This window comes from Endozoicomonas sp. OPT23 (assembly GCF_009653635.1).
GTDB lineage: Bacteria > Pseudomonadota > Gammaproteobacteria > Pseudomonadales > Endozoicomonadaceae > Endozoicomonas_A.
In genome coordinates this window covers 817,235-836,373 of sequence record NZ_PPFD01000002.1, presented here as the reverse complement: position 1 = coordinate 836,373, position 19,139 = coordinate 817,235, and the positions used below count along the sequence as shown (strand labels likewise).

Sequence of the window (19,139 nt, the reverse complement as noted above, 5' to 3'; positions counted from 1 at the left end):
TGATCAGCGAGCCTTATAAAGGACAAGAGATAGGACAAGAGAATCTGCAATCTGTTCACTGAACATATAAAACAGCTTTGGCTCAGGTTAGTATTCGAGGAAGACTCAGCCGCTAACTTACAAAGAGAAACTAAAGTGCCAGCCAATTTCGACCAGTTAATTGACCGCAGTGGTACTTCCAGCCTGAAATGGGAGAAGTACAAAGACAAGGATACCCTGCCTTTCTGGGTAGCGGATATGGACTTCAAATCGGCACCGGAGATTATTGAAGCTCTGCATCAACGCATCGAACATGGCATCTTTGGCTATACCGTTGCCGATGAAGGCCTTGAAGACCTGGTCGTTGAACGAATGAACAACCTCTACGACTGGCAGATCGAGAAAGAGTGGATTGTCTGGCTACCCGGTCTGGTCACTGCACTGAACCTGGCCGTCCGAAGTGTCGCCGGAGAAGGTGAGTATGTAGCAGCTCCCGTTCCTGTCTATTATCCTTTTCTGACTGCACCTTCACTGGGTGGTCGTCGTATGGTTGGTCTCGACTGGGTACTTGAAAATGGCCAGTGGCGGCTTGATCTCGAATCATTCAAAACCCGTCTTACCGACGACACTCGACTGCTGAGCATCTGCAATCCTCAGAACCCTAACGGCAGAGTGCTGACTCGATCAGAGCTGGAAGCTATTGAAGCTGTCTGCAAAGAGCACAACATTGTTGTTTGCTCCGATGAAGTGCATTGTGACCTGATTCTTGACCGCAACTGCGAACACATTCCCTATGCAGGGCTTAGCGAGTTCACTCGGGACAACTCCATCACCCTGATGTCACCTTCAAAGACGTTCAATGTCGCCGGTTTTGGTTTTGCCTACGCCATTATTCCTAACGACAAGCTGCGTTCGAATTTTCAAAGAGTTCGCAAAGGCATAGTGCCTGACCCGGACAATATGCTGATCGGTTACACCGCTGCCAAGGCGGCCTATCAACATGGCGAACCATGGCGTCAGTGTCTGCTGGACTACCTGCGCGGTAACCATGATTACCTGCTGAAGGAGATCAACAGTATTGAAGGCCTGAGCATGGAACCGCTGGAGGCTACTTATCTGGCCTGGATCAATGTCAGTGAGCTGGGCCTGAAAGATCCTCATGGGTTCTTTGAAGAACATGGCGTTGGCCTCTCTCCAGGTGCCCAGTTTGGAGATAAGGATTATCTACGCCTGAATTTTGGTTGCAGCCGTGAGCTTCTTGAACAGGGTATCAGTCGAATAAAAGCAGCTGTCGAGTCACTTCCTCATTGATGCTGAAGTGAATGAACCTTTATTTTGGTCAGAACAAATTCTAATGACTAGATTGAACCTCCAGTAAATCTGGAGGTTCTGCCTTGTGGATATATTTCAGCGTTGCTGGACAGGTTTTGCCATTGTTTCGGTTGCTCTGGCGACTTGGATATCCCATGCTCCCGTTCCGGTCGCGACACTGACCATCATCGGCATCCTCTTTGTATTGGGTGTCGCCTTCAGCATTCCGGAGTCCCAGCTATTTGGCGCAGCCTTTGTGTCAATACTGGGGTACCTTTCCTTTGAAGCGGATTTTTATGTCAACGCCGTCACCAATATCGGACTGCTGGCGCCTCTGTCCATCTGGGGATATCTGAACTGGCAAAAGCGAGCCGAGCATGGACAACTGGAAGCCTCTCTTCCTGTAACAAAGCTGTTATGGGTTCTTGGCATTACGACAGTCGCCGTATTCATCATTTACGCATTTTCAGGAAACTGGAATGGCTATATGCCCTTTCTTGATGCGCTAACTGGTGTACTGCCCATTGTCGCCACCCTGCTTATGGTGCTTGCTTACCGGGAACAGTGGCTGTTCTGGATACCCTTTAATGCTCTACAGGCCTATATGTGGTTCGGCGCGGCATCACTGGCTCCGGATGTTGTAGCGGTATTTATTCTGAAACTGGTTTTCCTGCTGAACTCACTGATTGGATTCCATTACTGGCGAAAAAAGGTAACATAAAGATTCGGACTCTCTGCTTTCGCTGATCCAGACTGTACAGCATCCATGCTAACCACAGGATACGCTCTACAGTGCTTAACCATACTGACAATAAAGCCTCATCCCTGCAGTCACCCAGTCGTACCCTGCTCCTCAACGAAGGAGCACCGGAAACCAAACGACAGGAACTGCTCGACTACTTCTGTGAAACCTTCGACCTCTACGACCGCCTGTTTGAAACTCTGAGATGCGATGAAGCCTGGTATCGCAAAGCGATCTCTCTTCGGCATCCGCTGATTTTTTACTACGGTCATACTGCCTCCTTTTTTATCAATAAACTGATCGCTGCACGATTGATAGAAGAGCGGGTCGATACTGATATTGAAGCTATGGTTGCGATCGGTGTTGATGAGATGTCCTGGGATGATCTGGACGAAAGCAATTACGACTGGCCTTCTGTATCAGCCATGAAGGCGTACCGCAGAAAAGTTCGCAACACGGTCTGCCAGTTTATTAAAAACATGCCCATGGAAGTCCCCATCACCTGGGAAAGCCCTGCCTGGTTAATATTGATGGGGATTGAGCACGAACGAATTCATCTGGAAACGTCATCGGTACTGATTCGCCAACTGCCTGTTTCCTATGTTCAACCCCATCCGTACTGGCAACCTTGCCAAAGCTATGGAACGGCACCAGAGAACAAACTCGTTGAACACCCTGGCGGTCACCAATCCCTGGGAAAAGATTACGACGATCCTCTCTACGGCTGGGACAATGAGTATGGCCAGCATGAAGAAACCATAAAGCCGTTCAAGGCCAGCGAGTTTCTGGTCAGCAATCAGGAATTTTTGGAGTTTGTCGAGGCCGGTGGCTACAACAAAGAGAGCTACTGGAGCGATGAAGGCTGGGCATGGGCAACGTTTGCCAAAGCCACTCACCCTGAGTTCTGGGTTTCCGGTGAGAAAGAATACCGCTACCGCAGTATGCTGGAAGAGATCAACATGCCCTGGAACTGGCCAGTGGACGTAAACTGTCATGAGGCTATGGCTTTCTGTCAGTGGAAATCAGAAAAAACCGGTTTAACTATTCAACTTCCTTCTGAAGCCGAGTGGTATTGCCTGAGAGACACTATCGAGACAGATCAGCCTTACTGGCAACAGGCACCAGGCAATATCAATCTGGAATACTGGTCATCGTCCTGCCCGGTGGATCAGTTCCGTAACGGTGATTTCTGCGATGTTATTGGCAATGCCTGGCAATGGACGTCTACTCCGATAGACGGCTTTGACGGTTTCAGGGTGCACCCCTATTACGATGACTTCTCTACTCCAACCTTTGATGGCAAGCATAATCTTATTAAAGGCGGCTGCTGGATATCCACCGGCAACTACGCCATCAAGGATTCCCGCTACGCGTTTCGCAGACACTTCTTTCAGCATGCCGGTTTCCGCTATGTGGAGTCTGCCAACACAGGAAAAGCCATGACCAACCCCTACGAGACCGACACACTGGTCGCACAGTATCTTGAGTTCCATTATGGCGATGAATATTTCGGTGTAAAAAATTATCCACAGGCCTGTGCTGAGTTCTGCCACCAGCTGATGCAGGGGCAAACCATGACCCGAGCTCTGGATCTTGGCTGTTCTGTCGGCCGCAGCAGCTTTGAGCTGGCCCGCTGGTTTCGGCATGTGGACGGCATTGATTTCTCGGCACGCTTTATTTCCGCAGCAGCCGAGTTGCAGCACAATGGCAAAATAAAGTTCTTTGTTCCGACTGAAGGTGAACTGGGAGATTACAAAAAGGTTCAGCTGAATGATTTTGCTGACGGCATTGATCCGGAGCGGGTGCTGTTCACTCAAGGGGACGCCTGCAACCTGAAACCTAAATACAACAACTACGACCTGATCTTTGCCGGCAACCTGATTGATCGTCTGAATGAGCCCATGAAGTTTCTGGGTACTGTGCATGAACGTATTCGCGACAATGGTCTGCTGGTGATCACTTCGCCCTACACCTGGCTGGAAGAGTACACGTCAAAGGATAAGTGGCTGGGTGGTATTCGGGAGAACGGTGAAGCTCTGACAACCCATGATGGTTTGCACAGAGCTCTTTCAGAACACTTTGAAGAGGTTCAGCCACCAGAAGATATGCCTTTTGTAATTCGGGAAACCGCACGCAAATATCAGCATACGGTTGCCCAGGCCAGTGTCTGGCGTAAGAAGTAGTCTCGGTTCACTCATCCTTTTGATTTATTGACCGACCACAGAAATAAGACGGTCGACTTTTTTACGAATAATAAGTCAGGTAGTCTTGGCCTCGAATTACAGTAGCTGTAAGGAAGTCAGTTATGGAAAGCTCGCTGGCCAAGGCCGCACGAAATATTTACCTGTTCTTTATAGGAAGGTCTGATATTGCTCAGCTGAAACTGAGCATGGAATACCTGCATATTACAGCCCAGAATCCTCGCTTCAATTATCGAAAACCCGCTGATCAGCCGTCTGAAGGCACTCCTCTGGAAAACGGTTTCTCAGAGTTAATGCTGGCCATCGACTTCAAAAAAATTCTGAACCAATGGCATGAGATATTTGATCGTAAAACAGGTATCTCTGATGCGGAAGCGAATAACTTCATAAAACAATTGTTCAGTGCACTGGAAGTTGATAATCCGTTTTTTTCCTATCAGAACGTTGTTAACAATGCTGCCAGAAAAAAGAACACCTGGACTGACTTCCATATCATTCGACCAAAGCTAAAAGCAGGCTGGACCTTACACCTGACCCTTGAGGGTTCCGGTCAATACAACCTGATTCGAAATACCATCAGAACCAGCCCCGGAGAAATAATTTTGCTAAGCCCCTCGGCTTATCTGGATGTCAAACGAGCTGATAACTGTGATGAGTGGGTTTATCAATCGGTTATGTTCCAAGCCGACGCAAACAGTATCAGCCAGCTTCAATGGCCTGAAATAGCGCCAGACACTTATCATTTAAAAGTACCCGAAATGTCTGACCTGAATAGAATATCCGCAATTATTCAGTGTATTGATCAACAGGGCTGGTCCACTCATCCACTGGATATAAAAACCCGGGCTGCGGGTATCACCATGCTGTTATCACAATGCGGCCGTATTGCGGGAAATGCTGTCAGCCAACAGGTTGACCCAAGAATTCAGGCAGCTATGGGTTATATCGATGAAAACCTGTGCCAATCGATTACTATCGAACAGGTTGCCAGGGTCGCCTGTTTATCACCATCGGGGCTGGCGATACAGTTCAAGAAGCATCACGGTGTGAGTGTCATGCAGTGGCGGGAGGAGAGGCGTATTGCAAATGCCTGTAAAGAATTGCTGACCACTCATAAAAAAGTTTCTGCTATCGCAGAGGAGCTAGGTTACGTCAGCCCTATGTATTTTTCCCGATGTTTCAGTAAATACATGAATATTTCTCCTAGTGAATATCGAAAGCAACAATCTGGAATGTAAAAAGGCGCACGATTCAGTGCGCCTTCATAGCTATTCTCACACCTCATTGAATATCAGGTTATGAATCAACCCACTATCCAATCGGCTCGATCCCGTTATTTCTTCACAGGCATCAGATACACCGGTGAAGACCAGGCTCTGTGCTCCACATCAGAAATACAGTCGTCAGTGTCACCATTACCCAGGCAGTAATTGGTTTTTACACATTCTCCGGCTTCGTTATATTCACAACCCATTGGGTCACCCTGAATGGTCGGGGTGGCTTCCTGGACCGCTCGCGCATAGTAAGCCGCTTCACGTCCATTCTTCTGGAAATCCGGATCGGTAAACTCTGCTTCGCATGAAGACTGACCAGGCTGACACTCAACCACTTTCCATGGATCAAGAATCAGGTCAGAGGCTTTTTCGTCCTCAGATATTCTTGGCAATACCTTGATGATCTCAATACGAGTAATGTCGTAAGCTTCGTTACCCGGATTAAAGCATTCACCCAGACAGAGGTTTTCAATTCGGTCAGCACCCAGAGCTTCAACAGCATAATCAGGGCAACCCGGCTTCTGTTTGATGCTGCCCATTGCCTTGATTTTAAAGGTTGGGTTACTGCTGGTGTATACCTCGCTGCCCATCGGGTAGGTCTTATCCTTGTCGTCCATCATATCGAACCACAGGCTGATACGAGGGCCAGAAGTGCCGTAAACCTCTTTACGGTACAGCGCATCCCAGATACTGTCCCGATCCTTGGCTTCACTGTGAACCGCCACCATGCCGGAAGTAAAGTAGAAAGAACCGTTTCTGTCTTCCTTATCACTCAGCATTCCACCATTGGCTTTCTGTGGAATATCAATGGTAGAGAAAGCCTTTTCTGTCTTGCGAGCTGCCGCGGACTCCTGAACATCAGTCACCCCCACACGGCCCTTCTCCTTGAAGCCATTACCGGCACGACCGGAATGGGTATCACTGGAACCGATAAAGCCCGGACGGAAACGATTACTTTCATCACCCAAGGTCAAAATGTATTGAGCAGACTGTTTTGGCTGATAGCCTGAAGCAGGCTGGAATTCGCCTACCAGCTGATCACAGGTGCCCCACTCGTCAGGCTTGCTGTCAGGCACAACGGAATATCCGTAGTTCAAAGGGCCTACCGGGTCGAAACTCGCCAGATACAGTTCCCGTGTGTCGGCAGCTCTCTGGTCACAGGTTGCCGTATCATTGCCATTGGCTTCACAGCGATCCCTGATGATTTCACCCGCCTGCCAGCAGCACGGGGTATAACCATCAACCGGAGCTCCGCAGACATTTGCACCAGCTTCAGTAAGCGGCAGGTCACGATACACTTCCGAGTTACCATGGCCGGAGTTTACTTCCAGAAGTCTTTGATACTTGTCGCTTAGTTCATCCATCTGATAGTTGAAATCAGCGCCCTGCGGGTTGGTATAACCCCATGCCAGACCGTGTGGAATGACCATAGCATCCATATTCCACTGATCCAGCTTTTCAAACAGTTCCTTAGCCGTTTCTGCGGTTTCATAACAGTTGGAAGGCAATTCAGGAGATCGGCCTTCAGCGCAGTTATCGGTATCAGCCAGAGTACTCAGGTGTTTGGCCAGCGACTCATATCCTTCCATATCCAGCTTACTCATGGCCAGTAGCGCCAGACCTCGAACAGCCGCAGGAAACTGGCTGGCCTTACGGGCGATATGCTCAGGGTTAGCTGAAATAGGGCGGGAAGGTACTTTGCCTTCTTCGATATCCCTGAACATTACGTTTTTATGCCCGTAATGCTTTTCAGGGTCAGGGTTAGTAGAACCCTGCGTCCACTCCCAGCCCAGAAATGACACCATATCCGGGCTCAATGGATCGGTACTGCTCTGGCAGTCTCTGATCGCCTGTTTTGTGGCATCCCATTGCCATGGCGTCATTCCTTCCGCGTGGTCATTAATACTCCAGAAATCAAGGCCGGAGCAGTACCGGGAATAATCGCAGGCATCGACCGGTGTTTTATAGCTGGTGTCTTTAACCGCCGGTGTATCGAAGATGGCTGCATCAAGGGAGTAACTTGTGTGAACGTGCAGGTCACCGAACAGAATTTCTTTGTTCTTTTCTGTTGAGGATGCGGCTGTTGAGGAGGTAGCGGCTGAAGATATTGCTGCTGGTATCGTGACAGCATTGACCGCTTTGACTGATCGTTCTTCAGCTATCGGTTTTTTATCTTCAGGCAAATCGTAAAGGATACCGGAACCTACCAGCCAGCCTGCACCTGCTATAAGTAGAACCAGAGAGGCAATAACAATCAGCCCCCATTTTATTATTTTCCACATAGACCGAGACTCTGCTCACTAGGATTTTTGGGGTGTATATTGAAACCCAGCCTCCTCCCAACAACCATGCACGAAACAAGAAAGAACTTAGCTGATTGTCGAAAAACGGTAAAAAATTGTGCTAATACAACAGACTTAACCTGAATTCCTTGACTCTGCAATTACGGAAGTTTTAAGTTTCAACACATTAAAACAGTCGATTGAAAAATTAATGTAAGGAAACCTCATGTCGTCCAACCCCCTGGGCAAACTGGTTCGCTCGCCATTATTGCACTGTCTGATAACAGGCATTGCCCTACTCTGGCTAGTTGCAGAACCGGAACCTCCTCAGACCATCAGCATGACTGCGCAGCAAATCAAGGACCTGAAAATCCAGTTTCATCAACAAACCGGACACTGGCCTGATAAGACACAAACCGAATCGCTGGTTCAATCCAGTCTTGAGCAGGAAATTCTGTTTCAGGAGGGAATGGACAGAGGCCTGGAGGAATTACCCTCAGTACGAGTGCGCCTGCAAAAACTCGGTAGCTTTCTGAAACTGGCCGACACGCCTGAGTCACAAATTAAGGAGGCAGAACTGTTAGGACTGGTGCAGACCGACCCGGTTGCCAGAAAACATATAGTCAGTGCCATGCAGGAAATTCTGGTTTCTGAAAACCCTATAGCCCAACCTGACCAAGAGAGTATCGAACAGTACTATCAGCAGAATCTTGAAAGTTACAAAAAGCCGGCACTGTTCAAAATCAGCCAGGTGTTCTTTGCCGGCCAGCAGGAAGCATCCAAAAAGAGAGCCGAACAGTTTCTGCAGTCACCGGCTGAATCTGTTGATCAAGCCATACGACAGGGTGACGTTTTCTTCAGCGGGCACTCTTTCCCTCTGATGAGCCAGAGCCAGCTTACCAAACGATTTGGCGATAACTTTTCCCGTCAACTTAATGAGCTGAAAGCCGGTCAGTGGGCAGGCCCTGTTGAGTCGGTTTATGGCTGGCATGCGGTAATGGTTCACGAGCGCAAGGACAGCGACTATAAGAGTCTGCCAGAAGTTAAAGAACAGATTGTTGCGGCAATGATGAGAACAAGCCGCTCTGAAATGCTGTCGAAGAAAGTCTCCGAGTTCAAAGCGGATTATCAGATTGATATAGAACAACCTGCTTCTTTGAAAATCACCAGCCTTAACGCCACTCAGCAGCAGGAGGCAGCACAATGAAACAGCTGACGACTCTTTTTGTTTTTCTATTCTCACTGCTTGCTGCTCAGGCTCAGGCTCACCCCATGGCTCCCGGTTTATGGGCATTAAATGAACAGGCTCCTGGTGTATTTCTGGTGACCTGGAAAGCAACACTGAAAGAAAATACCGCAGAAAAGGCTCAGCCACTGTTTCCCAATGGCTGTTATGCAGAAGACAGACCCAATCAAACTATCGAAGGCACAGGTCAGATCAGTCAGTGGACCATGAACTGCTCCGCTATCGAACTGGAAAATGCCGAGTTTAAGGTCTCCGGTCTGGAAGGCAGCCCATCAGGCGTTCTGTTCAGAATGAAGCGTCTGGACGGACACAACCAGCACACCATGCTGAGCAGTGAACAACCATCCATCAACATCACTGCAGCCCCTGAATCCATGGACACCATGAAAACCTATCTGCTGTCTGGCTTTGACCATCTGGTAGGCGGCATTGACCATGTACTCTTTGTGCTGTTGCTGACGTTACTGGTTGGCTGGGGTCGTCAACTGTTCTGGACAATTACTCTGTTCACACTGGGTCACTCAGTAACCCTGTCTCTGACGGTTCTGGGTTATGTGGACTTTCCAGTGATGCTGGTTGAATCCATCATTGCGTTCAGCATCGTTGTTGCCGCTGCCGAAGTGATCAAGAGAGACGACAACAGTCCATTTAAAAAGCGTCCATGGTTAATGTCGGGTAGCTTTGGTTTATTGCACGGCATGGGTTTTGCCGGAGCACTGGCCGAGTTCGGTTTGCCTGCCAATGATATTCCTCTGGCACTGGCTGCATTTAATATTGGTATCGAGATTGGTCAGCTGGCCGTGATTGCACTGTTCGTTGCCGCCTGGAAGCTGCTGCTGAAAGTTAAAAGCGACTGGCCGGTGTTTGTGCGCTGGATTCCAAGTTACGCCTGCGGTGCCTTAGCTGGACTATGGTTCTGGCAGCGTTTGGGCCTTGAGCCTTTACTGGCTGGTTAGCAAAAACTGGATCCGAGAACTACACTCATAAACCGTGTTTGATATTGAACACAGTGAGTGTGGGTATGAACATCAGTACAAAAATAACTGCCCCGTTTCTTTCTCTGATACTGGGCAGTTTTCTTCTCTCAATATTTTCCCTTGCCTCCTCATCTGATGACATCAGGCGCTTCAAAAGAGTTGTCCATGGCGAAAGTGTCAGTGAAACAGACCTGCCCTGGATGGTTGCTTTAACCAAACCTCACGCAAAACATGCAGTAAGCTGCAGCGGAGCACTCATTGCTAACCGCTGGTTGTTAACCGCCCGCCACTGTGTCGTCAGAGAAAGTAATGGCATTCCTTTTGCCCCAAGCGAAATACACTTCTCACTGCAACAGCTCGACGGCAACCAGCTTCCTTTTCGCAGAGTTCGATCCATTCATATCCTGCCCGGTTATTCAAATAATTCGGTGATAGATGAACAATCTGATATTGCCCTGGTGGAGACAGAAGACCCGTTTGAAAACATTCCAAAGCTTCAGCTGAACTTAAACAGAATCAGTGATGATGAGATAGAGCTGCTCAATAGCGAATCAGGTCAACAGAGCAGACAGGTTTTTATCGCTGGCTGGGGCTACCGTGAAGATGGCATAGATCCCATGATGCTTAAATGGGGAGCCCCCACACTGCTAACTCGTCTGGATTTAAATCAATTTCCACAACAATCCCAGAAACAACTGACTGACAATGATTTTCGCTTCACATTGATGACGGGGAACCCTACACAGCCGACCGTTGACGGCTGCGCCGGAGACAGTGGCAGCCCCATCTGGCTGGCAGAATCGCTGCTAGACAGCCATCCGGAAGCCATTGGTATTTCCATTAACAGCATCAGCAGTCACAATCATATATATAAACCTGCCGACCGGTGTGGCCGGTCTGGCGATATAGCACTCTACCTGCGGTTGTCTGAATTCAAGGATTTTATCTACAGCACCAAAGGCTTCACTGACAAGATACCTTTCAAGTGGGAGCAAGCAGAAGTCCTCACAATTCCCGAAGGTGCGTGGCGGGCAACTGGTGAGTATTCGACAGAAAACTTTCTCTGTCGTATTGGAACCAGAGCTGGCCGATATGACCCTGACACCAGAAGCTGTATTTATCTGAATGATAGTTCTGAAGCATCCGCTTCTGACCACTATCAGCTACTGACAGGAAATCCTTACTCAGTTTTTGAGTGGCGAGGCAACCTTCAAGGCCATTCAGTGAATGAACTGACAACCTGCTATCAGGTCAGAGACTCTAGCATCATTCACTCTCATGAAGATGAGTGTGAAGCTTACTGTCTTGCCCATGGTGAGGTGGGCATTATCCACAACAGTCTTTGCATAATTGCAAAGCTTGATGGCAAAACCCGGAGTTACAACCAATACGAAAGGCTGGTCGATAGAGCGGAACCTTTCAACCTTAATTCCCGTGCAAAACGTCACCCTGTTCACAGAAGTCACCGCCGACCTTTTGGCTGGTAACTTCAGCTTTTATTTACAGATTTCAGAGAAGTATCAAACAATCTCCTGTCTGGCGACCAGGATTCGCTCATACTCGTTATTCATGCTGGCCAGCTCAGCTTTCACTTGTTGAATCTTTGCCGCATTAGCCATCCTGCTTTCCATACAGAATCCACTCTGCCTGCCGGTCAGTTTTTTATAAGCGCTCTGAAGCTGCTTATATTCGCTTACAAAGCGTTGCTCCGGAGACTGACTGAGATATCTAGCCCCTTTATAAAGGCCATACGTAGCACCTCCTGTAACTAATACAGCTAAGGCTGTTCCCATTCCAATAAAACATCCTAATGGTGCAGCAGCTGCTCCCATCGTCACACCCGGTAACAAAGCCCCCATAGACAGGCCTCCGCTCATTGTGACCATGGCAGCGACACCACCAGAGGCAGCACCAAACCCACCAGCAACGCCGGAAACAAGTATCACACAGGCAGAGACACTGCTTTTGATACCTTTCCAGGCATTCGTTCCTAACACAGACAGACCTGTTTTTATCTGTAATGCCAGTCGTTTCATTTTCGCTGGAATAGTTGTTGGTGCAGACTGTGCTTCATAAGGTAAGCGGTAATCGTCAACAGTCACAGCTCTCTCCAACAAACTGGTCGCTATAGTCTCACCCTGCTGGCTATATGTTGTTCTTGGAAGACTGGGAGGTACTGTCTGCAGCTGATCTACACGATTTTCAGCAGAGCTTTTTGTATTAACGCTTTCTGACGGATGAGCGCCCCAGATTGAAGGGTTTCTCACTGTAATTAAACTGTCCATAGTTTACTCCTATTCAATACTGTTTTGTTGTTGTCCATTTCTGCAACAGTTGAATAGCACTCTATTAGCTATGGTCGAAAAAGTTCATAACAATCCGGCAAGTATGGCTAACATCACCAGCTATCTTCAGGTTGAACCGTCACCGTCCAGCTGAAATCTTCTTCAAAAATCTTTTCGCCCCAGATATCAACCACGTCACTGGATATGACGGCTTTATAGGTTTCCCCTACCTGCAGAGGCTGAGAAGGCACAAAATTAACAACATAACCTGAACGCTGTTTAATCCAGCCCTTGACCGGAATACCTAAAGGCTCCTGCACCACTGTATAGTTGTTATAGAAGCTCCAGGTATCCAGTGGGCGATCAGAAATAAATGTAAAACGTCCCCAGGGATCATTTTTATCCGGCAGTATGTAACCGCCATCCGCTGGAAACACTGTCGGTCTGGCCGCTGTTGAGACCCCGTGAAACTTATTCCAGTAAAACCCCCATAGGTTGACCAGTGCATTACCTGAAAAATCTATCCCCCCCGGCCCCGTGATATAAGTCTTTCTTAACCATGGATAAAGCATGCTGTCTGTATAATTGGATGCAACGCCGACAATACTTCGCTCCAGCGAAGAGGCTGAAATCATGGTTAGCTCGCCCACTTTGATGTGTTCAAGCTCCACGTTAGGGACCCTCATTCTTTCTGACAGTACTTTGAACACATCCTCTGCTGGCGTTACAGCTACCGGAAACAAATTCCAGTTATTTTGATAATCATACACTGCGTATTTATCCACCATTGTATCTCTGGCCGACAAAGGTCCGGGCCGCTCTTTCGGATCGACTCTTGCTGCCCGGTCGTCCAGCAGTATGTCATAGCACTCGTCTTCAAATCCGTGCGCTGCCATGCCCAGCATATGGGCAAACAACTGCTGACACCTTTTAGTTTCCAGCTGTCCGGAACACTGTTCCTGAATATAAGTGAAGTAAGAGACATGAAAAGCAGGCCAATGAGCAGGTTCCGCATAACTGTAATGATTGATATAACCACCGTCAGGCAAGATAGAGCCGACCACCCAGTAGTTTTTGTTGGCGTTCAACAATTCCTGCAGGCTGTCATTGTTTAACAAACTTCTCGCCTTATCACTCATCAAAATATGCACCGTATGACCGGCAGCAGAAAGCTTGATTGTTAAAAGCAGCCCCAATAACAAAATCACTGTTCTTTTCATGAGATTCCTCATCCTTGAGCAAGGTGAATGAGTAAAAACCCTGTTGTTACTCAGGACCTCTTCTCCTTTATGCACGCAGGCGATTCCTTTATATTCCTGACTCAATTTTTTAGTTTGGACAGCCCGTGAGTAACAGCCCTTTCCAGTTTGACCAGATTGGCATCATTCACTCCTGCTATCGGCAGAAGTTCGGAATTCCTCGTCAGCCTGGCATTGTCACAGCGGCAGAGGCTGAGCTGGAATTGCTACCGCCTTATAATCAGGAGAACCTGGTTCGAGGATTGGAAGGTTTTTCTCATATCTGGGTACACTTCATCTTTCACCAGACCATAGACGAAGGCTGGCGCCCAACCATTCGTCCACCAAGGCTGGGTGGCAAACAGCGGGTGGGCGTATTTGCTACCCGTTCAACTCATCGACCCAACCCGATGGGGTTGTCTGTTGTCCGTCTGAAGAGTATTGAGTCCGGTAACGGAAAATTGATTCTGAAGCTGGCTGAGGCTGACCTGCTGGATGGCACACCTGTGATCGATATAAAACCCTACCTTCCCTATGCCGATGCACTGCCTGAAGCAAAAGGAGGTTTTGCACCTTTACCTGCGGTGATGGCAGAAGTCGAGTTTACCGAAGAGGCTATGGCTAAATGCCTGAGCTACGAGAAGCGAACTGGCCGGTCATTAGTAGAACTGGTCAAACAGGTTCTGGGGCAAGATCCAAGACCAGCGTATCTAAGAGAAACCACTGACAGACGTCATGGATCAGCTTTATGGGATGTTAATGTAGTCTGGGAATCAAAAGGCGATCACTTCCTTGTGATGGACCTGGAGCCTTACCAGCAGACATAACGGTAGCTTTTCTGCTAAGTCACTTTTTAACCATGGAATAATGAATGGTGAACATCACACCCGACTGAACGAAGCGCCTCATAAGGCTTCCTCTTTGGGTGTTTTTGACTAGATGACGATTGAACCTTGTGACTTGCGGAACAACTATATAGTTTCCAAAATAGTTGACTCCAACGTACATGGCTCCTCCCTTGGCAAAGTTGGTGACAGCCCCCAACCCCAGTGACTTGCTCACAAAAGGGGTTGCAGGTACAAATGTGCTGTGCAGATACGAACCAATTTTTCCTACTCCACCTGCCAAAGATCCGATGTCACTCCAGAGACGCCCGGCAAAGCTACTCAAAAAAACCGGGGAGGCATTGTTAAATATGCCAGCTATCGCAGGTATCAGCTTTGCTCTCTCAGGAAAGTTAACTACACCTTCCAGCACATGCCATGCTACAGCCGATAGAACAAGATACGAGGCAGTATCAACATAGCTCGCGCCATCAGGAACTGCAGATTGCCAGCGAAACTGATCCTGCCCCATCTGCTTATAGTATTCACCCATGAATATCGATGTAGAAGCACCACCAAAGCTGTCAACAGTTCCTTCAAATGCCATGGCTCCAACCAGATCAACCAGGAATTCAAGCCCTCTTTGATCAGTGAATTTCTTACGTGCATATCTATTTATAAACACTTTCGTGTTTATAGACGTTTTGATTCTCGTTTTGGCCAACAGTACCGAGATACCTTCCGGATTAAAGAAACCTTCCGTTGTGATGAGGGCCGCCAAAAGCCCTGGCCCTTTAAAAATTTCAGAAATCAGTGCGCTCATTTCAGACTGCTGACTGTCCGAAGACTTACTGAACCATTCGGAAATGTAAGGCGTAACGATAGACATATCGGCACACTCTATCCCGGCACCCACCATTGCCCCAGGTAGAAAAAAGTCAGCACTGTTTTTAAAGTTCAGATTACCAGGATCAATGGCATTAACGGAACCATGGCTGATCAGGTACCCCAGCCCATAGGTTGCAGCCACCAGGCAATTACTGAGCTGAGGGCTAAAATCAAAATGAGTCTGGAGAAATTTGACTGAATCGGTAGCAAAACTGACATGCGCTTCCAGCATTCCATAATGTTGTATTGCTTCACTGAACATTCCATTTTTAAAGTCAACAAGCTGATCGTTCGTTACCTTTCCGACCAACCAGAGCGCTAACAGTTTTCCTGCGTATTTGCCTGTTAACTCAAACGTCGAATTCTCATTCGACCGGACAGCCTGCTTATTCAGGCATACTCGCTGATAGGGTTTACCGCCTGTTTTTATCAGCCTGTGAACTACGTCATTGGATGTATGAGTAGTAATTTTTTGATGCTTAAAACCATCTAACATCGAAGGTGTTGCGAGATAGAGGTCGTCCAGTTCATAAGGAAAACCATCCGACCATGGGCAACCGTCCAGAGTGCAGGCATCTTCTGCATAAGGAATCTTTGCCACATTCACATCTTGAGCCCGGTCCGCAGGTAAGCTTACTTTCAACCAGAGGCGGGATTGCTCATCAAGCTCGGTACAGAGACTGTCACCCTCCTTCGCTAGTAGGGTGCCGTTTGCCTGCAGCTGTACCTGCAGTGCTCCGTCCCAACGAGGATCATGTTCGAGTATATGCTCTTCAAAACCAGCGTACGAAAAACTGGCTTTGGCCATAAAACAGATGGCAATAGGAAATAACTTCAAGCAGGAGAGGAGCTGCGGCTTCATATTACTTCTTACCTTAAACAACACCTCAGTAAGAATAGTCAGTTCTTAAACTTTTTCTTTATTAATTCCTGCTGCTAAGAACCTTTTATTAGTACATTTGTCCAACTCAGAGAGGATGAGTTTATAATGACCTCGTCTCTTAAATCGGTAACCACCAATGATTATCCCCTGGCAGCAAATCGAGCAGGACACCCTGATGAACCTTGTTTCGGAATTTGTCAGTAGAAATGGCACGGATAATGGCTATGACCTTTCTCTGGAGAAAAGAATCCAGCAAGTCGTTCAACAATTGAAAGTGGGGGAAGCTGTAATTGTTTTTGATGCGGAAACAGAGAGTGTAAACATCGTACCAAAGGCTGAAGCATCAGCCTTTGGTCACTGAAAAGTTTATGCGTTAAAGATTGCAGCGTCTCAGCTGTTCCCCGTAATTGGACGCCCTGCTTTTCACTTTTCTCGCCGTAGACATCAACCAGGGTTTACTGCGGTGAGAGCCTCGCTTATAGCCGCCCCAACCTTCATGGTAATTAAGGTACTGCAGGTCAGCCCGCCAGAGTGAAACGCCGTTCACCTTGCGGGTCTTGTTGGTGTACCAGCCGATAAAATCGATGGCGTCTTCAAAATCATCCCGATCCCTGAACCAGCCACTGGTTTCATTCAGGTACATATCCCAGGTACCGTCCTGAGCCTGTGCATAACCATAAGCAGAGGAGTTTCTTGGCAACGGTATAAACAGAAACCATGGCCTTGGCGGCTGAGCATCATGACGGTAACTGGATTCCTGATACATGATCGCCATCATGATCTGGATCGGCGTACCCCACTTATCGTTAGCATCAGAAGCAGAGTCATACCAATTGCTCTTCTGCTTGAAAATACTGCAGAGATTATTGGGGTTCGAAGGCGGAGAGGTGCTGGCACAACCCGTTAGAAATAAACACCCTGTTAACAGCAGCGCCAGTCCCATTCTCATTTCCTAGATGCCCCACTCAGCCCGCAATTCATTAAAATCATCTTCTGTAACGACCCTGACGCCAAGGTTTTGAGCCTTGGTCAGTTTTGACCCCGCCTTTTCACCTGCCAGTAAGGCAGTGGTTTTAGCAGAAACTGAACCCGTTACCTTGGCCCCCAACTGTTGAAGAATCGCTTTGCCTTCATCACGGGTCATGGATTGCAGGCTGCCCGTCAGCACCCAGACTTCACCTTCAAGCGGTTGCTCTGCACCTTCTTCCGGTTCTGCTTCCTGCTCCCAGTGAATGCCTACTGTCAGCAGCTCATCAATCACTTCCAGATTATGTTCCTGTCGGAAGAATTTCTCGATGTGAGAGGCAACGATAGGGCCGACATCATCCACTTCCTGCAACTGTTCAGTGGTAGCAGCTTTGATGGCATCCAGTTCCTTATAATGGCTAACCAGACTTTGAGCTGTAGCTTCACCGACTTCACGAATCCCCAGACCATAGATAAAACGAGCCAGTGTCGTTTTTTTGCTGACTTCAAGAGCGTTAACCAGATTGGTGGCAGATTTCTTACCCATCCGCTCCATACCGGAAATCTGTTCAACCGTCAGTTTGAATAAGTCAGCAACGGTTTTAACCAGACCTTTTTCAACAAACTGATCCACCAGTTTGTCGCCCAGACCATCAACATCCAGCGCTTTTCGAGCTGAGAAGTGTTTAATGGCTTCCTTCCGCTGAGCTGAGCAGAAGAGACCACCCGTACAGCGGAAAGCCGCCTCACCTTCGTCACGCTCTACTTCGGAATCACACACCGGACAGGTATCGGGAAATTCAATATCTCTGGCGTCATCCGGACGTTTGGATTCGACAGCTCGAACCACTTTAGGGATCACGTCACCGGCACGATGCACAACCACCGTATCGCCAATCTTCAAGCCGAGACGTGCCACTTCATCCATATTGTGCAGCGTGGCGTTGCTGACAGTCACACCGCCAACAAAGACCGGCTGTAATCTGGCTACAGGCGTAATGGCCCCTGTTCTACCCACTTGAAACTCTACATCCTTGAGAATGGTCATTTCTTCCTGAGCAGGAAACTTGTGAGCAATAGCCCAGCGTGGGGCACGGGCTACAAAGCCCAAACGTTCTTGCAGAGCCAGTTCGTTCACTTTATAAACGATGCCGTCAATCTCATAAGGCAGACCATCACGCTTTTCGCTCATTCGGGCAAAATAATCCGCACAGGCTTTCGCGCCTTGAACCACCCGCAATTCAGGGTTTACACGAAGCCCCCAATCCTTGAATCGCTCCAGAATATCAGCATGTTTTGTTGGCAAGCTGCCACCTTCAACTATGCCGCCACTGTAGCAGTACATATCCAGAGGGCGTTTAGCGGTTACGCGTGAGTCCAGCTGACGCAGACTGCCTGCCGCAGCATTTCGAGGGTTTACAAAGACTTTTTCATCTCTGGCTTTTGCCCGCTGGTTAAGCTTTTCAAAACCTGCCCGTGGCATAAAGATTTCACCACGGACTTCAAGACGCTCTGGCCAATCGCTGCCCACCAGTTGCAGTGGAATGGAAGGAATGGTTCGAACATTCATAGTAATATCTTCACCAGTACTGCCATCGCCCCGGGTCGCGCCTCTTACCAAACGACCATTCTCATACAATAAGCTAACGGCAATACCATCCAGTTTGGGTTCACAGGCGTACTCAACGGATTCTGCATTACCTAAACGATCCCGCACTCTACGGTCGAAATCATTCAGATCATCTTCGTTGAAAGCATTATCCAGTGACAGCATGGGCAGTTCGTGACGAATCTGACCAAAAGCTGAGAGAGGCGCAGCGCCCACACGCTGAGTCGGTGATTCAGCCGTAATCTGATCAGGATGTTCTGTTTCCAGTTCTTTCAGCCGGTTCATCAGCCGGTCATAGGCTGAGTCAGTAATTTCCGGATCATCCTGCACATAGTAGCGATGATTATGATCATTGATCTGATCGCGCAGGGACTGAATTTCCTGCTCTGCATCCTGAGGGAACATTGAAGTTTGAGTCATGGTATTGGAATCTG

15 protein-coding genes are annotated in these 19,139 nt (G+C 48.2%); 9 read left to right on the top strand and 6 right to left on the bottom strand.

Going from position 1 to position 19,139, the window contains the following annotated elements:
- Nucleotides 1-135: 135 nt before the first annotated feature.
- The 4 genes from EOPP23_RS05595 (at nt 136) to EOPP23_RS05580 (ending at nt 5,471) form a co-directional block, all read left to right on the top strand.
- Nucleotides 136-1,290 carry a MalY/PatB family protein gene (locus tag EOPP23_RS05595; protein WP_370514657.1) on the top strand — a complete coding sequence of 385 codons (1,155 nt, stop codon included), beginning with the start codon at nt 136-138 and terminating at the stop codon, nt 1,288-1,290.
- Between the two features lie 85 nt (nt 1,291-1,375).
- A complete protein-coding gene (pnuC, locus tag EOPP23_RS05590) occupies nt 1,376-2,011 on the top strand; it encodes a nicotinamide riboside transporter PnuC (protein ID WP_370514656.1) in 636 nt (211 codons plus the stop codon).
- A 71-nt stretch (nt 2,012-2,082) separates the two neighbouring features.
- A complete protein-coding gene (gene ovoA / locus EOPP23_RS05585) occupies nt 2,083-4,215 on the top strand; it encodes a 5-histidylcysteine sulfoxide synthase (RefSeq protein ID WP_370514653.1) in 2,133 nt (710 codons plus the stop codon).
- Between the two features lie 122 nt (nt 4,216-4,337).
- Nucleotides 4,338-5,471: a helix-turn-helix domain-containing protein gene (locus tag EOPP23_RS05580; protein ID WP_153764947.1), complete on the top strand. Its 1,134-nt coding sequence runs from the start codon at nt 4,338-4,340 to the stop codon at nt 5,469-5,471.
- Between the two features lie 95 nt (nt 5,472-5,566).
- Here EOPP23_RS05580 and EOPP23_RS05575 read toward each other — a convergent pair whose 3' ends face one another.
- A complete protein-coding gene (locus EOPP23_RS05575; RefSeq protein ID WP_153764946.1) occupies nt 5,567-7,789 on the bottom strand; it encodes a DUF3604 domain-containing protein in 2,223 nt (740 codons plus the stop codon).
- 226 nt (nt 7,790-8,015) lie between these two features.
- Between EOPP23_RS05575 and EOPP23_RS05570 the strand changes: the two genes are divergently transcribed.
- The 3 genes from EOPP23_RS05570 to EOPP23_RS05560 all read left to right on the top strand — a co-directional run bounded on the left by EOPP23_RS05570 (nt 8,016) and on the right by EOPP23_RS05560 (nt 11,499).
- Nucleotides 8,016-8,996, top strand: a complete 981-nt coding sequence (locus EOPP23_RS05570; protein WP_153764945.1) for a peptidyl-prolyl cis-trans isomerase — start codon at nt 8,016-8,018, stop codon at nt 8,994-8,996.
- The gene (locus EOPP23_RS05565; protein WP_153764944.1) at nt 8,993-9,991 is read left to right on the top strand and encodes a HupE/UreJ family protein; all 999 of its coding nucleotides are present in this window, start codon (nt 8,993-8,995) and stop codon (nt 9,989-9,991) included. Before EOPP23_RS05570 ends, EOPP23_RS05565 begins: the two co-directional genes overlap by 4 nt.
- Nucleotides 9,992-10,056: 65 nt before the next feature.
- Nucleotides 10,057-11,499: a trypsin-like serine protease gene (locus tag EOPP23_RS05560; protein WP_153764943.1), complete on the top strand. Its 1,443-nt coding sequence runs from the start codon at nt 10,057-10,059 to the stop codon at nt 11,497-11,499.
- Nucleotides 11,500-11,532: 33 nt separating this feature from the next.
- On the opposite strand, the gene EOPP23_RS05555 is transcribed toward EOPP23_RS05560, so the two are convergent.
- Both EOPP23_RS05555 and EOPP23_RS05550 read right to left on the bottom strand, forming a co-directional pair.
- Entirely contained in the window at nt 11,533-12,297 is a 765-nt protein-coding gene (locus EOPP23_RS05555; protein WP_153764942.1) for a hypothetical protein, read from the bottom strand.
- A 113-nt stretch (nt 12,298-12,410) separates the two neighbouring features.
- A complete protein-coding gene (locus EOPP23_RS05550; protein WP_153764941.1) occupies nt 12,411-13,517 on the bottom strand; it encodes an Ig-like domain-containing protein in 1,107 nt (368 codons plus the stop codon).
- A gap of 125 nt (nt 13,518-13,642) precedes the next feature.
- Between EOPP23_RS05550 and tsaA the strand changes: the two genes are divergently transcribed.
- On the top strand, nt 13,643-14,362 hold the full coding sequence (gene tsaA, locus EOPP23_RS05545) for a tRNA (N6-threonylcarbamoyladenosine(37)-N6)-methyltransferase TrmO (protein WP_370514652.1): 720 nt from the start codon (nt 13,643-13,645) through the stop codon (nt 14,360-14,362).
- 19 nt (nt 14,363-14,381) lie between these two features.
- On the opposite strand, the gene EOPP23_RS05540 is transcribed toward tsaA, so the two are convergent.
- Nucleotides 14,382-16,109, bottom strand: a complete 1,728-nt coding sequence (locus EOPP23_RS05540) for a hypothetical protein (RefSeq protein WP_153764940.1) — start codon at nt 16,107-16,109, stop codon at nt 14,382-14,384.
- 157 nt (nt 16,110-16,266) lie between these two features.
- On the opposite strand from EOPP23_RS05540, the gene EOPP23_RS05535 reads away from it, so the two are divergent.
- Nucleotides 16,267-16,491: a YheU family protein gene (locus EOPP23_RS05535; RefSeq protein ID WP_153764939.1), complete on the top strand. Its 225-nt coding sequence runs from the start codon at nt 16,267-16,269 to the stop codon at nt 16,489-16,491.
- Between the two features lie 12 nt (nt 16,492-16,503).
- Here EOPP23_RS05535 and EOPP23_RS05530 read toward each other — a convergent pair whose 3' ends face one another.
- Nucleotides 16,504-17,073, bottom strand: a complete 570-nt coding sequence (locus EOPP23_RS05530; RefSeq protein WP_228550570.1) for a hypothetical protein — start codon at nt 17,071-17,073, stop codon at nt 16,504-16,506.
- A 9-nt stretch (nt 17,074-17,082) separates the two neighbouring features.
- Nucleotides 17,083-19,125 carry an NAD-dependent DNA ligase LigA gene (gene ligA / locus EOPP23_RS05525; RefSeq protein WP_228550569.1) on the bottom strand — a complete coding sequence of 681 codons (2,043 nt, stop codon included), beginning with the start codon at nt 19,123-19,125 and terminating at the stop codon, nt 17,083-17,085.
- Nucleotides 19,126-19,139: the final 14 nt, after the last annotated feature.